Source organism: Methanosarcina sp. DH1 (assembly GCF_020804205.1).
GTDB classification, from domain to species: Archaea; Halobacteriota; Methanosarcinia; order Methanosarcinales; family Methanosarcinaceae; genus Methanosarcina; species Methanosarcina vacuolata.
Map to the genome: position 1 here is coordinate 54453 of NZ_WJBJ01000026.1, position 15332 is coordinate 69784.

General features: G+C 38.5%; 14 protein-coding genes and 1 tRNA gene. 11 read left to right on the forward strand and 4 right to left on the reverse strand.

Going from position 1 to position 15332, the window contains the following annotated elements:
- Positions 1 to 197: 197 nt before the first annotated feature.
- From queC to nifB, 5 genes are all read left to right on the forward strand, one after another.
- Positions 198 to 893 carry a 7-cyano-7-deazaguanine synthase QueC gene (gene queC / locus FXW07_RS15055; protein WP_229396121.1) on the forward strand — a complete coding sequence of 232 codons (696 nt, stop codon included), beginning with the start codon at positions 198 to 200 and terminating at the stop codon, positions 891 to 893.
- A 126-nt stretch (positions 894 to 1019) separates the two neighbouring features.
- Positions 1020 to 1580: a DUF366 family protein gene (locus tag FXW07_RS15060; RefSeq protein WP_229396122.1), complete on the forward strand. Its 561-nt coding sequence runs from the start codon at positions 1020 to 1022 to the stop codon at positions 1578 to 1580.
- The gene (locus FXW07_RS15065; RefSeq protein WP_229396123.1) at positions 1580 to 2356 is read left to right on the forward strand and encodes a 7-carboxy-7-deazaguanine synthase QueE; all 777 of its coding nucleotides are present in this window, start codon (positions 1580 to 1582) and stop codon (positions 2354 to 2356) included. The genes FXW07_RS15060 and FXW07_RS15065 overlap by 1 nt, the downstream gene beginning before the upstream one ends.
- 128 nt (positions 2357 to 2484) lie before the next feature.
- Positions 2485 to 2838, forward strand: coding sequence for a 6-carboxytetrahydropterin synthase QueD (queD, locus tag FXW07_RS15070; RefSeq protein WP_048118728.1), 354 nt, complete (start codon positions 2485 to 2487; stop codon positions 2836 to 2838).
- Between the two features lie 325 nt (positions 2839 to 3163).
- Entirely contained in the window at positions 3164 to 4129 is a 966-nt protein-coding gene (gene nifB, locus FXW07_RS15075) for a nitrogenase cofactor biosynthesis protein NifB (protein WP_229396124.1), read from the forward strand.
- Positions 4130 to 4350: 221 nt separating this feature from the next.
- Here nifB and FXW07_RS15080 read toward each other — a convergent pair whose 3' ends face one another.
- Positions 4351 to 4527: a 4Fe-4S binding protein gene (locus FXW07_RS15080; RefSeq protein ID WP_048118722.1), complete on the reverse strand. Its 177-nt coding sequence runs from the start codon at positions 4525 to 4527 to the stop codon at positions 4351 to 4353.
- Between the two features lie 473 nt (positions 4528 to 5000).
- Between FXW07_RS15080 and FXW07_RS15085 the strand changes: the two genes are divergently transcribed.
- Positions 5001 to 5981, forward strand: coding sequence for a methanogenesis marker 2 protein (locus FXW07_RS15085; protein ID WP_229396155.1), 981 nt, complete (start codon positions 5001 to 5003; stop codon positions 5979 to 5981).
- Positions 5982 to 6191: 210 nt separating this feature from the next.
- Here the strand turns inward: FXW07_RS15085 and FXW07_RS15090 are convergent, their stop codons facing one another.
- Positions 6192 to 6506 (reverse strand): hypothetical protein, encoded by a 315-nt coding sequence (locus FXW07_RS15090; RefSeq protein WP_048118716.1) that lies wholly within the window; start codon positions 6504 to 6506, stop codon positions 6192 to 6194.
- Positions 6507 to 7409: 903 nt separating this feature from the next.
- Between FXW07_RS15090 and FXW07_RS15095 the strand changes: the two genes are divergently transcribed.
- The 5 genes from FXW07_RS15095 to FXW07_RS15120 all read left to right on the forward strand — a co-directional run bounded on the left by FXW07_RS15095 (position 7410) and on the right by FXW07_RS15120 (position 12483).
- Positions 7410 to 7724 carry a DUF5611 family protein gene (locus FXW07_RS15095; RefSeq protein WP_048153991.1) on the forward strand — a complete coding sequence of 105 codons (315 nt, stop codon included), beginning with the start codon at positions 7410 to 7412 and terminating at the stop codon, positions 7722 to 7724.
- 67 nt (positions 7725 to 7791) lie between these two features.
- Positions 7792 to 8304: a chorismate pyruvate-lyase family protein gene (locus tag FXW07_RS15100; RefSeq protein ID WP_229396125.1), complete on the forward strand. Its 513-nt coding sequence runs from the start codon at positions 7792 to 7794 to the stop codon at positions 8302 to 8304.
- A gap of 199 nt (positions 8305 to 8503) precedes the next feature.
- Positions 8504 to 8575: transfer RNA gene (locus FXW07_RS15105), tRNA-Thr, on the forward strand.
- Between the two features lie 935 nt (positions 8576 to 9510).
- Positions 9511 to 11925 (forward strand): PGF-pre-PGF domain-containing protein, encoded by a 2415-nt coding sequence (locus FXW07_RS19470; RefSeq protein ID WP_276573355.1) that lies wholly within the window; start codon positions 9511 to 9513, stop codon positions 11923 to 11925.
- A gap of 384 nt (positions 11926 to 12309) precedes the next feature.
- Entirely contained in the window at positions 12310 to 12483 is a 174-nt protein-coding gene (locus FXW07_RS15120) for a hypothetical protein (RefSeq protein ID WP_229396126.1), read from the forward strand.
- 641 nt (positions 12484 to 13124) lie between these two features.
- Here FXW07_RS15120 and FXW07_RS15125 read toward each other — a convergent pair.
- Together FXW07_RS15125 and FXW07_RS15130 are read right to left on the reverse strand one after the other, a co-directional pair.
- A complete protein-coding gene (locus FXW07_RS15125; RefSeq protein ID WP_229396127.1) occupies positions 13125 to 13775 on the reverse strand; it encodes a methyltransferase domain-containing protein in 651 nt (216 codons plus the stop codon).
- A gap of 350 nt (positions 13776 to 14125) precedes the next feature.
- Entirely contained in the window at positions 14126 to 15118 is a 993-nt protein-coding gene (locus FXW07_RS15130) for a hypothetical protein (RefSeq protein ID WP_229396128.1), read from the reverse strand.
- Positions 15119 to 15332: the final 214 nt, after the last annotated feature.

Below are 15332 nucleotides of genomic sequence, written 5' to 3' on the forward strand. Positions count from 1 at the left end.
CCCTATTGAGCTTAAAATAATCAGTTAAATTTCCTTTGAAGTTTAAATAATCAGTTAAATTTTCTTTGAAGTTTAAATAATCGTTAAATTTCCTTTGAAGTTTAAATAATCAGTTAAATTTCCTGTTGAGTATAAATAGTGAGTTTAATTAGAAAGTTAAAATTTTGAGTTAAAATTAATTATATTAGTGAGTAAATATGAAAGCTATAACCCTCCTGAGCAGCGGGCTTGATTCAGTTGCAGCGCTCGCAATCGCAGCGGAAGATTTTGACATTGAGATGGCTATTACTTTTGATTATGGGCAGAGGGCCAGAGAGAGGGAAATTAAGTACTCGCGAAAGGTATGTGAATACTTTGGAATTGAACACAGGGTTATAAAACTTGACTGGCTTTCGGAAATAACATCCACCTCTCTCGTTAACAGGGATGTTGAAGTCCCATCTTTATCTTTTGAAGATATTGGCGAAGCAGCCCCTGTAGAGATCACAGATGCTTCAGCAAAAGCTGTCTGGGTCCCTAATAGAAATGGGGTGATGCTCAATATCGCAGGAAGCTTTGCCGAAAGCAGGGAATGTGATTACCTTGTAGTGGGCTTTAACGGTGAAGAAGCAGGCACTTTCCCTGACAATTCCCTTGCTTATGTTCAGGCAATGGACAGGGCTTTTTCCTACTCCACTCAAAACGGGGTAAAAATACTGGCTCCTCTTATTGAACTTGGGAAAACGGAAATAGTCAGAAAGGCTCTGGAAGTAAAAGCTCCTCTTGAGTACAGCTGGAGTTGCTATCACGGAGAAGAAATTCCCTGCGGAGAATGCGAGAGCTGCGTGCGCAGAGCACGTGCATTTAAAAATGCAGGTGTAAAAGACCCTCTTCTGGAAAGACTTGGAATTTGAACCGAAAAGAAACGCCTGGGATCTGAATCGACAGAACCGGACAGGATGTCGGCCAACAAAGTACATTAAGAAAGAATTAAGAAGAAGCTTGCAGAAAAACTTGCAAAAACTTGCAGAGAGAATTCTATGAAATGTATTGTTTTACCTGAGAAATTTGATTATGACGGGAGCCAGATTTCCTCCCTCTGGGCCTACAACAGTTTTGGAGTTCAGGAAGATTCGGTTGTAGTTTTCAGAGGTGCCTGCGACGTAAAAATCGAGCACATGATCGACCTGGAAGACCGACGGGCAAATGAATCTATCTGGTCCGAAGATATGGTAAGTTTCATTATAGAACATTTTGATTCTACAGACCTGAAACTTATATATGCACGGCAGCGTTTTTTCACAGCCCTTGTAAGAGAATGCCTTGCAGATCTCGGAGTGCAGACAACACGGGAAGGAGATGACCTTTTCCTTAATGGAAAGAAACTGACAGTTTCGATTGCCAGTACCTCGGCAGTGTCCCAGAAAATCCACTTCGGCATCAACGTCTCTCACGATGTATACGGAAATCTGAAAGATGCAGGAATAGGAGAAGACAAACAGGTTGCAAGCTTCATGAAAGCAGTAGGGGAAGCCTATGTCCGCGAATTTGAGGATATAGAAAAGGACCTGAGAAAGTCCAGGCCTCTGGGGGCTATATAATGGCAGCTTCGGATTTTACTTCTGCTCCTATAAGGGAGGTCTTCTGTTCTGTGCAGGGAGAAGGTCCGTATGTTGGGACAAGGCAGGCCTTTGTCCGCTTTTCTGGCTGCAATCTCAATTGCAATTACTGTGATACGGATTTTTCAAATCCAGGAACCTGTAACTATGAACAGGTGGAAGGGAGCGGAATTTTTGAGAAAATTAAAAATCCTGTGAGTATCAGCCAGCTGGAATCTATGCTGAAGCCTTTCAAAAAGCTCCATTCAGTTTCCCTGACAGGAGGAGAACCTCTCCTACATGCGGATTTCATAGAAAAGTTGAATCTGGACTCGCCGCTTTACCTCGAATCTAATATGACCTTGCCTGAGCAGGCCAGAAAGCTGACTGAAAAGGTTGCTTATGTGTCTGGAGATTTCAAACTTCCCGAATTAATCCGGGGTATGGGATCTGAAGCTCGGGAGACTCATATGGAAAATACAGTAGAGTGCTTCAGGCTTCTGAGAAAAAACCAATCAAGAGACTGCTTTTGCAAGGTTGTTGTAGATAGTAACACGGAATTAGAAACTGTAACTCCGGCCGTAGAAGCTATAGCTCCTTACGTATCCTGCGTGATCCTCCAGCCTGAAACCCCTATTGGACGTGACGTTACAAATCCGCGGCCTTCGCAATCTATACAGGCCTCCGTCCAGAATATTATGGAACTGCAAAAAAGCCTGCTTGAAATTATAGATACACGAGTTATCCCTCAGACTCACAGAATGTGGGGTTGTTTATAACCAGAATTAAAAAGAACAAAGAACGCACTGAGAGGTGAATAACCTCCAGATGTGAATAAATTCTTGAGAAAACGTTTATTGAAAAAACATTTATTGAAAAAACATTTATTGAAAACGGAGTGTACCAGATGACAAAAATGAGATTGGGAGTTATTGACTACATTGATAGTGCCCATTACCTTCCTGGACATGGAAAATGCGGAAGAGTACACGGTCACACTTATAAAATTGAGGTCCTGGTAGAAGGTGAAGTCAGGGAAAATGGAATGGTTATTGACTTTTATGACCTGAAGAAGGGAATTAAGGAAACCCTTGAAGAATATGACCATACCCTGTTAAATGAAATCATCGAATTTCCAAGTTCCGAACACCTCTGCCAGCACATTCACTCCCGGCTCCTGGAGAGATTTGGCTTTCCCCTTCAGGTAAGGGTATGGGAAGGGGAAGGTAAATGGTGCGAAATGGATAATTTCTCGGAATGATCAGATTGGACGATGTTTATCCTGATAACATTTAATTATTAGTTCCATTTTACCCAGGGTTTTTGAGAAAAATCTACCGAATGTATATAAATTCACTTAAAACCCGCCATATCATACTGAACTTTTATATAATTAAAGGTATTTTTATATCTGAGTTGAATTTAAAACTGTAGGAACTCGGAGGAAGCATCTAAAAATTCTCATGATTCCAGATAAATTCACAATGTATATCAAGGGGTTCATCATAAACTGGGTTAGATATTCTGAAATCCCCCTGCACTGAGGTCCTGCTGTACTTCTAAACTCTGAACGGAGGAGAACACATTTGCCAGAAGACAATCCTATAGATAACACAAACCGCCCTGAATTTGACGAAGGGCTCCTGAGAAAAATTGCCGAACATCCCTGCTACGACAAGAAAGCCCAGCATAAGTACGGGAGAATTCACCTGGCTGTGGCTCCTTCATGTAATATCCAGTGTAATTTCTGCGTCAGGGAATTTGACTGCGTAAACGAGAGCCGCCCAGGAGTTACAAGTAAGGTTCTTACTCCACAGGAAGCCCTTGAAAAGACAAGGCAGATTATAACAGATTATCCCTTTATCAAGGTTGTCGGAATTGCAGGCCCGGGTGACCCTCTGGCCAATAAAGAGACTTTTGAAACCTTTGAACTGATCAAAAACGAATTTCCTGAACTCACGCTTTGCATGAGTACAAACGGGCTCTTGCTTCCCGAAAAACTGGAGGAAATTCTGCGTGTAGGAGTTTCGACATTAACGGTAACAATAAACGCGATTGACCCCGAAATTCAGGCAAAAATCGTGGATCATGTAGTTTATCACGGGAAGGTATACAGGGGAATCGAAGGCGCAAAAATCCAGATAAAGAACCAGCTTGAGGGCGTTAAAGCGGCTGTAGATGCAGGTATTGTTGTCAAGGTAAACACCGTACTTGTCCCGGGAATTAATGACAAACATGTGGTTGAGATTGCCAGAAAACTCAACGAACTCGGGGTCTACATAATGAATATCATGCCCCTTATTAACCAGGGAGCTTTTGCCGACATTGAGCCGCCTACCGCAGAGGAAAGAAAAGATGTACAGCAGGCATGTGAACCCTACGTCTTGCAGATGCGCCATTGCAGGCAGTGTAGAGCTGATGCATATGGATTACTTGCTCAGGATATGTCGCAGATGAGTGAAGAACGCAGAAAGCTCATAAAAATCCAGACAAAAGAGGATATCGAAAAAGCAAGAAAAATCCTTAAGGAAAACGGTGAGCAGGAAGCTTGAGATGAGAAGGAAATCAGGCTTTATTTCTCCAGTAGCATGAGTAATTTTTAGCTCTGGAATCAAAAAAGCTTTTTAATAAGAATTCAGGAATGAAGTCAAATAAAAGTTCTGGCTTGAAAACCTGATAAAAGAGTTCAGGACCAATACCTGAAAAGTCGGAGTAAGATTACTCCGCTTCTCAGACCTATTTAAAAACGCACTTAAAATTACATTTATAATAATTACTCGATTGTGATTGCGTTGTTCGGGCAGGCATCTTCGCATGCACCGCAGTCAAGGCATTCGTTTTCATCGACGACTGCAATATCATCGTCGCTGAGAGAAATTGCAGCTGCTGGGCATTCGTCTACACAGGTTCCACAGCCAGTACAGGAATCGGCATTAACTTTTGCTACCATTTTTTTCACTCCTATTCTAACAGTAAGGGTTTTTTATATATCAATACTTATATTAAATTGCCTTAATAAGATTGAATTACTTAATAAAAAGCTGTCGCTTCTTCTCTGTGAAACAAAGAACAAAAAAGATAAAGGATAAACGAATAGGTACTCACGAAAATATCTCAGGATTCATTCATAAGAGATGTTTTGTAATTTATCTAAGCCCATCGATAGCGTACTAATCGTACTACTTATATTTGTATTACCGACATGTTCTCATATTTGTATTACCGACATGCTCTCATATTTGTACTAATTACTTGTATTTATACTACTGAAATACTCGTATTTATGCTACTGAAATACTCGTATTTATACTACTGAAATACCCGTATTTATTCTACTGATTACTCGCATTTGTACTGTTAATATTCGTATACATGCTACTGAAATACTCGTATAAATTCAAAAACAAAAAAGGAAGCCTGACATTGAACCTGGAAGAGCTTGCAGAAAGGATAAAAAACTTTGAAGGGGTTACCCGAAAAAAACAGATTGAGGATATCGTTTCAGTTTTCAAAGCCGTTCGTCCGGAATATCAGAACGCTATCGTTGATTTCGGAGACGATGCGGCAGTTATTGATATAGGAGGAGATGATGTTATCCTCTTTGCAGCAGATGGGATCTGGGGAAAGCTACTGGATGCCAGTCCCTGGTGGGCAGGCTATGGAGCCGTAGTCGTTAATGTAAATGATATTGCAGCAATGGGGGGAAAACCTCTTGCTATGGTAGATATTGCTTCCTCTAACTCCGAGACAGCCTGTAAGGAACTCATGGAAGGCCTGGCTGAAGGGGTCAGGAAATTCGGGGTTCCGGTTGTAGGTGGTCACGTCCATCCTGATACTGATTATAACTCTATTTCCGTTGCTATTATCGGGATAGTAAAGAAAGATTGCGTAATCCGGAGCGATACTGCTCGGCCTGGAGACCTGGTTATTGCAGCTTACGATATGGACGGAAAAATAGGGCCAAATTCCCCTTATAGCTGGGACACAACATCTTTTAAAGATCCGGCAGTGCTCAGAAAGAGCTATCTTGTAACCCAGGAAATTGCAAAAAGAAAACTTGCTACTGCAGGAAAAGACATAAGCAATCCCGGGCTCATAGGAACGCTTGGAATGCTCTGTGAAACAAGCAGAGTTGGCGCAGCCGTAGACCTTGAAAAAGTCCCGAGACCCGAAAACGTGGATTTTGAGCAGTGGCTAAAAGTGCATCCCGGAACAGGCTATGTGTTTACTGCTGATCTGGAAAAGGCCGAAGAATGCAGAAAGGTCTTTGAAGAGGCTGGGCTTACGGCTGCTGTTATTGGAAAAATTGAGAAAGGTTCAAAACTCGATATGTATAATAAAACAGGTAGAGTTACGGTATTTGATTTTTCAAAGGAAAGCATTACAGGCATCTGTTCCGAATAATAGGAACTTTTCTGCCTTTTTCCTTTTTAACATGTTTTCTCTTTTAAAGTTCAGATCTTCACTTTTCGTCAAAAAAGATTAAATTTTCATTGTTGTTTTTCAATCCGGAATTCCATTTTCTTCAAGCTACTGACCCAAAGAGATTTTACCGGATTGAGAAACCTTACTGGGGTTATTTGTAAAATCTAGCCGAATTGAGAGTTCAATTAGTTACTGGCTTTCTATCCAGTCTTTCATTTCATCATAGAGGAATTTTTCAGCAGCCTGAACCTTCTCCAGAGGGCCACGGAGAACCAGGAGTTCTCTTTCTTCGCTGTTTGCTATGCCCACGAACACCTTCCTGGTAACAGGTTCAAGCCCGAACTCTTCAACAATATCGTAAATAATAGATACAACCGTGCCTGGGGGGATTATAAGGTCATACAGTTCTTCAATATTAAGATCTTCACATCCGTTACCTTTTTCCTTTTCCTTTTCAAGTTGCTTTGAGGCAATTAAGTCTTCCAGATTAAGTATCTTATGCATCCTTGGGTCACCTTCTTATTTTTCCTTCTATTTTTCCTTCTATTTTTCTGTTTGCATCTTCGATCAGTTTTGGTCAGCTTCAATAAAAAGAAGCAGGTTTAGTCAAGCGGAAAGGTTTTTTGTTTGCGAATTGTTAGAGTAATGAACATTGCTAAAGTAATAGCATTGTTAGAGTAATGGACATTGTTAAAGTAATAGACATTGCTAAAGTAATGGACATTGTTAAAGTAATATAAGGTAAATCAAACTAAACATTACGATATTAAACTTTGAGATATCTCAGGTAGTTACTCAGATCTTTTTTGTATCAACTTATGATAGGTATAATCATATTTATGATTGATTCTCATTGGCATTATCTGTTAAGACCTGAATACCTAATTCGAACTATATAATTATTAAATTATAAAATTGTTTCATAATTCAAGAAGCTAAGTTCTAATTCTGGATGTAATTAGATGCGAATTTGAGGGCGAAAGTAATGAAAAACGTATTATATACTCCTATATTGCACATTTCGAATCCCTGCCAATTTGGGATAATAATCCCTTGATATTTGGTCGTTTTGTTAATGGATAACTATAATAATTATAATTTTGTGATTTTTAATTATACCAAAGTATCAAAAATCGGAATGTGAGTATATTCGGAATATGTGAAAAATTAGTTAATTCTATGTCAAATAATAACCAATGTTAAATATGAGCAGAGTTAAAGTATTAGAGTACAACTTGAAAAAATAGTAACGCCTCCTTTACTTATTATGATGTACAGAAACGTAAGTAAACATACTGTATTTCAAGGATATAGGAAAATGTAAGGGAATATGAGGAAAATGGTTCTAAGCAGACCGATTCTGAGCAAACTTTATCTGAGATGAAACTCTCTTATAAGAGGATAGCAATGCAGCAGTATAAATTGAAGCGCGGTTTTAAGCCGGATATTGACAGGATTTATTCTGTAATGGCGGAGTGTTTTTCCGGGGAGATCTCCAAAAGCGAAGGAGTCCTTGAAACCTCCTATGGAGCTATGTCAGAGATTAAAGTCTGGATTGAGAAAAAAATGCTCTATGTGGACACAGTTTCCGATAAAACAGTAACTGATGATGGAACTGTCCTGCAGACCAATAAGGCCTTCCGGGATTTCCTGTATAAGGCTACCGGTTACACAGCAAAAGAGCGAGTAAAAAATGCTAAGAAAGAAGTCGGTGAGGAGTAAAACTCCTGACGACTTAATCCTATTTTGAAATTTTTTCTACCTGACACCCCTACCTTGAGGTATCTTTTTGAGTGGCGATTTTCTGGAAAAACTGAAGAGCTTTGAGATTCCCACCTGCCTGCGGGTCTGCTGCGGAACCGACGGCTCTGTGACCTTTCTGCTGGAAATAATGACCCGAAAGCCGGTAAATGTAACAACTGAGTCTCAGTATACCATTAAGGCTGACAAAACGATTGCTGCGCTTCTCGGCGTAGAAGAAGGCAGTGAGGTAAACGATAGAATAGTCAGGCTCTCTGCAGGGAACACAACTTTTGTCCATGCAAGGTCCCTCTCCCCTCTGGATCGCATGCCTGATACCATGAAGGAACAGCTCATGCGGGCTGACATCCCGATCGGCAGAATCCTGCGCAGCCATAACCTTGAAACCAGACGCGACATGGCTGAACTTGAAATTCTGGAAGGGGAATCAACTTTCGACGGCATACCTGTCCTTTCTCGCTCCTATAAGATCGTCCACAATAACCATGTCCTCATGTGGATTAACGAGCGCTTCCCTATAGATGAGCGCTGGAAGTTATAAAGGGAAACCTCGGGGAATGACAACTTAAGCGATAAAATTGGAATAAAACAGCTTTTTTCAAGCAATTTATTTCCAATTTATTTAATACAAACTCGCAAATTTTCCAGCAGTCAGGGGAAAAATCCCACTGATTTCTGCTTTCACTCGAAACCTTTATATCTCTGCTGTGATATTTTGGAGATGCTCTTTGAGCATCATTGCCTTGGTGGCTTAGGGGTATAGCGCGTCCTTGGTAAGGACGAGGTCGCGGGTTCAAATCCCGCCCGAGGCTTTTTTCTTTTTTTGTTTAAAGTCTTTTTTTCTATTTTGTCCTAATTTTTTACTTGGAATTTCATTAAGGCATAGTACTGTAGGCAGTGTAGAGAAAGTTCTGTAAAATATGATTGACTCTTTCTTGGCTCTTCGTTGTTTTGTGGATATTCTCATAATATTCTCACAAAAACCAATGCGGTCTTGAATTGAAAATCATCTTATCCATAGGAAACGACGAAGAGCCCTTTCAATTCTTTCACCACAAAAAACAGGATGCGGAGTCAATGGTTGATATTGTCTCATTTATAAAAGATTATTTTTCGATCAGGAAGATGGAATCTGCCGGAGTAGGTCATGTTTGGCTATTTCTGAGAATATTATATTTTTAAATGAGTTACTACCAATTTGGTAGGAATTGGTAGTCTTTGGTAGTCTTTGGTAGTTTTTGGTAGTAATTGACATTAGAGTTTCAACCATTATTTTTTACTCCTTTACACCTGTACATATAACTCTGGCCTCTTTTTATCAGTTCAATGTAACCAAGCTTTGCAAGATATTGCATATCATTCCTTGCTGTATCGTAAGCCACATTGTATTTACGATGGCAAGATAAAGAATTTGACCATTACAACCCCCAGAATTCTCATTCTTAAAGAAATCTTTACTCAGGTCAACTATTGCGTCTGCAACTATAGAGGCAAAATTAAACCCGTTTATTAGGCGAAGACGAAACATTTGTTCCTTCGTCATCCCACTTTTTAAAACATATATGTCGTTCATATGAACTGCCAAAGATACATTTGGGTCGTGGGGTCATATGAACCAGTAGGAAATTATAGTCATATTTTGAGTATCCAGCCAATACAGGTTAAAATTAGAAGGAAAGGCTTAAAGAATATTGAAATGCAATCTCTAGATATATTTTTAAAATGTTTGTAGGGCGAAGGAAAATAAATGACAAATAAGAAAAAATTGAATTCAATACCTTTAACCGCATCACTCTTGTTTTGTTTAGTTTTTGGCTCATGTATGGCATCGGCTGGAACAGAAACTCGGCTCACTCATGGTGAGCGATTAACATCAGAAATATCTTTCTCTGGCAACTACGTTTTTTGGACAGAGAGTGCTGGGAATGACGTACATGCTTATGACCTGACTACAGGAAAACGAACAGATATCAGTGGTCATGCTGCAGACGGCCAAATTAATGCGCATGAAAAAACCCACATAAAAACAAGTACTACTGCATTTAGTCCATCTATCTATAATGATAAAATCGTATATGCAGATAATCGCAATCTAGAGACCAATCCAGATGTAAGAGAAAATGACGCTGGCAATAGTACGGTGACGAAACCGAATTGTATTAATGTAACTCCCCCACAGGTACAGGTGGCAGATTTTGCTGCACCTAACGATACTATAGTGTATAGTTTTTGGCCCAGCTGGTTTTACCTTGAATCCTATCAACCAGATTGGAATACCTTAACTCATGTTTCATATTCTAAATGGACTGTAAACAATGATGGCACACTTACGGACCCCACAAATATGAGTAACTATTATGTAATTAGGGATCAGGCACATCAACGTGGAGTAAAAGTAACGCTGTGCATCTATTCAGATGACCCATATGTAATGGACAGTGTAATTGCAAACCACCAGACAGATTTCATAAACAATATCTCAAATTCGTTACAGATGTATGGTGCAGATGGAGTGAATTTAGACCTGGAAACGCCGACCGATATAAACAGTATCACTGGGACTTCAAATGTTCCTTTATTTGAAAATTTAATGGCAAATCTTCATATAACGTTAAAAGCTGCGAATCCCGCTTATCATATTTCTCTCGATGTTCCCTGGGGCATAAAATATGCTGCAACCTTCAAAAACGCAAATCTTACAAAATATACCGATTCCGTTTTTCTCATGAGTTATGATTATTGTAATCGTAAAACCACTGCTCCCAATTCACCATATAACAGTTCAATTCGATATGATGCGATTGACTCGATAAGTGAAACATCAAAATATTTTAATAAAAATCAAATAATATTAGGCTTGCCTTTTTATGGTTATGATTATTCGACAGACTCCAATCAACCAGGAGCAAATATTACCAGGGAACAAGCCGTATTTATAGGAACTGCGGTGAATAATTCTCAGGTTCATGGTAGAATTTGGGACTCCGATTCCAATACTCCCTGGTATTTTTATAAGGCTGGTGATACATGGCATCAAGTATGGTACGATGACGATGAATCACTTAAATTAAAATATCAATATGCAAAATCCGAAAATCTAGGTGGAGTAGGTTTTTGGGCTTTGGGATACGAAAGAAATTATTCTAACATCTGGAAAGTGTTTCAATTAGATCCTGTAGCGGACTTCAGCGCCAGTGTCACGAGTGGCTATACCCCTCTCTTAGTCCAGTTTACCGACTTGTCGCAACACGCAATATTAAGGAATTGGAACTTTGGAGATGAAAACACTTCAACTGAGCAGAACCCATTGCACACTTACTCTGCAGCAGGAACCTATATTGTTAACCTGACAGTAAGCAATGGAAATCATACGGCCTCAAAAACTGCTACAATAATTGTGTTTGAAGAAAACAACTCAAGTGGTGGCACTAGTGGAAGTGGTCATAGGAGCTCAAGCGGTGACAGTAGTGGAAGTGGCCATAGCAGCTCTAATGGTGGAGGAGGTGGAGGCGGGTCTCCAGAGCTTCAAAGCAATGTCCAGGTAAAGGAACTTTCACAAGCTGCTGTTATAAATGGAAAATCTGTAACGTTCGATTTCCCAAAAAATGTAACCTGTGTTGTGTATGTGAATTTTGATGCAAAGAAAACTTTCGGGAAGACAACAGCCATTGCTGAACAGCTTAAAGAGAAATCTTCTCTGGTTTCCATACTGCCCGATGGTGAAGTCTACAGATCCTTTAATGTCTGGGTAGGAAATGGAGGAATTGCAACTTCAGAGAACATGGAAAATCCAATCGTGTGTTTCAAGGTTGAAAAATCCTGGGTAAAGGACAAAGATATCGATAAATCTTCTATTACTCTTAATAGATACAACGATAAAAAATGGGAGCAGTTTCCAGTAAGTCTTTCAGGAGAAGATGATGAATTCTTATATTTCACAGCCAAAACTTCAGGGTTCTCTTCATTTGCAATAACGGGTACATCGAAACCATTACCTGAAGAAATTGTAACGAAGATAGAGATTGATTACCCTGAAACAATTAACAATACCTCAAGTAAAGAACCACAGACTGAACAAAAAGAAATTCCAAGCACACCAGGTTTTGAGATTTATTACGGAATAGCCAGCCTGTTTGCAGTGCTCCTGTATAAAAGGAAGTAAAAAAGGCAAAATCCAGAATTAGATGTGAAATGAGAGGTTGATCCTCTCATCTTTTTTGGAGCGGGGGCGCGAACATACCACGTTGCTTGCAGCAGGATGCGCCAGCACAAAGTTGAATTTTGCTCCTACCTGCTTGAAATATACAAGAACTATTAATAGTTTAAATTAATAATTGATATGAAAAGCTTTTATATTTTTATTATATATGCTTATATTGTGGGGAAAAATAATATGAGGCTGGTGAGTGATTCTTTCAACCTTCTTGATGTTCTGTCAAGTCTATGGAAGCTAAGAACTTTTTTTTCAGCTACAGTTGAACCTATAAAACGACCAGTTATCATAAACTTAAAAGTACAGTAAATTATATGAAGAGGTGAAATCTTAATGAGTCACCAATTTCCTCCAAAAAAGAGAGGTCAGAAACCAAAATTTGATCATGAAAAAATCGAAGAACTCCTCAAAGCAGGCGAGAAACCCTTTAAAATTATGCTTCTATTGGGTTGTTCCTATGGGGTTTTACGATATGTACGAAAGAAAATGGGAAGAAAAAAAGTATAATTTTGAAAAAATATTCTTTTGTATTCGGTTAAGATACGATTTATAAAATGTGTTGCTTTTAATGCATTTTCCCGTTAACCTATTATTGTTAAGTTTATGAGTCGTTGAGGTGAAAAATATGACTAAAAAACTATTTGCAATCACTTGTACCTTCTTATTCATAATAGGTCATATGTTCAAGCGATGGAAACATATGCAAAAATCTGTTTTCTGGCGAGGGTTTCTAAGCGAATCTATGTGGGTAGAAGACTATGAAAATCTATCGCTTTTCAAGAAGCTGGTTTTTTGGGTGAATTATCCTTTTTCTTATGCTAAATTTTTATGGGTTGTCGTATGGGACCGTATTGACAGATTATTCACTAGAGATTCAAGAGCAAGATATACTAAAGTAAAGATGGAATTCCAAAAATCATGTAAAATACAATAATAGAAAAAGTTATTAGATATCTCGTATCAATAACCACTTTTCCATTTTCAGCATTACCTGCAATCTTCACACTTTTCTCAAAAATTGAAAATTAGAGAATTTCAAACCGTTGAAAATGGGGAATTATTAACCACTGTTGACAACTTTTAAAGTTAACATTGTCCACTATCCAATTGTATTAACGAAACGAGTCTTGACAGGTAAACAAACTTTTTCACATAGGTTTCTGTGCCTTAAATCTTACAGTATAATTCCAGAGATTTCCTGCAACTTTATCCAGGATAAAACCAGCTTCTTCTCCTAACTTAATAGTAGTAGATTTTAAAGGGTAATCTGGATCAAGTAAAAATTCTGTTACTGCAAGAATTCCACCAGGTTTCAGAACTCTTTTCATCTCCTTTAAAGCCCTATTTTTGTCTGGGAGTTCCTGAAGAACTGTTACCGTATACACCAAATCGAATGAATTATCATCAAAGGGTAGTTTATGCACATCTCCTTCTACAAGCTTGATATTTTTGATATCTCTGTTTTCTGGTCTGGATAGTTTCTTCTTTAGCTGCAGTAACATTTTTGGTTGAATATCAAGAGCGTATACTTCTCCTGTAATTCCACTGGCCTTTGCAGCGAAGGTTGTAAACGCTCCGCTTCCGCATCCAACTTCCAGAATACGCATTCCTTCTGTTATCCCGCTTCGCTTTATTACTTTATCAGGAGGTTGCAATTTTCTTCTAAAACCACTATCTAAAAAAGGTCCCATAAATGCTGGTGGTGAAAATACATAAAATCTTTTTAGAATTCTTAATGCAATTTGCAATAAAACAAAAAAACCTAAAATTTTCAGTAAACTCTTTGTAATTACCCGCATATCTAACCACTTTTAGAATACCAATATTTCTGAATTTCTTTAGTTCTGAAATTCATTTTTACACACTGAAATATTATCAAAAAAGCATTGGAGACTATGGAATCATTTGTTCTGAAACAGAAAAGTAATTCCATGTTTGATGTAAGCGCAGCCAGATTGTTAGGCATATCTTATGAATTGTTTAGTATCATTAATATAATAGTTTATCTGTGATATAAATTCAAACCTGTAATTAAAAAGTAAGTAATAAAGGTCATTATTCTATATTGTGATCATATCATGTCTATTTTCAATAAAGTCGATGTAGACGGCTTAGTAGCATTTTGCCAGATATGCAGTAAATATTGCTTTTAGCTCTCAGCTTTGAGCTTGAGGTCATATAGATAAATGTCTCTTACGTCAGGATATTTCGAATTTTTGCCATCTGCATATACGATTTTATCTCCATATATAGATGGTTTAAATGCATTGGTGCTGGTAGTTATGCGGGTTTTTTTGGTAGTAGATATGTCATACATGTAGATGTCCCCAATACCAGAAAAGATAGCTAATGTATATACTATCCGTTTGCCATAGATTGCAGAATCAGTTGCATTTCCACTTTTGGTAACCTGAGTTATTTTATGGGCAGTAATATCATACATATACACATTGCCTGATTCTGTCCATACAATGACATTTCCGTAGATATCGAGTCCGCTGGACTCGTAACTTGAACTATTTGTAGTTGTTATTATGCTTGTTTGGTGAGTACATATGTCATACATGTAGATATCATAACCACCGCTGTTGTTAGCTTGAGACCATACAACTGTCTTATCATATATAGCAGAATATCCGTGAACAGTGGCTATTTTAGTTTCATTGCCGGTATTGAGATCGTACAGATAAATTCCGTCATTTTTGTGATCTTGACCATAAGAATAGTTGCTATTAGTATAGACTATATAATTACCATAAATATCAGGAACATGCCGGTAAGATGCTATCATAGTAGGGGCACGCCGTTCAGATGCTATCACAGTTTCGTTACCTGCAGAAACGTCGTATATATAAACGGCATCACCCATATCACCAGCCCATACGACCTTATTTCCATGTGCATGAGTTCGGCCGGTTGCAGCATGACCATCAATATCTATTCGTTTTCCTGTGGTCAGGTCATAAGCATGTACATCATTTCCAGCACTTTCCGTCCAAAAAACATGGTTTCCATAGAATGATATTCCTGATGTTAATCGCTCACCGTGAGTGAGCTGAGTTTCTGTTCCAGCCGATGCGACTGTTACTAATGCAACGAAAAGAAAGAAAATTAAAAATGCTGAAAGAACTTTATTTTTCATACTTTTCCTCGCTGATAAACTATACCTCTGCACGCAGAATAATCCTGTAGAAAATCAGATTAGGAGCTAACATAGAGCAGGCCAGAGAAATCCAGTACTTTTCCCCATAAATTACTCAATAGGCTTTCTTGTGTGATGGCATCTGAGCTGGTACTATAAACGGAATTATATCAAGTAGACCTGAAAATCATTTACGATTAAATTGTATCTTCAG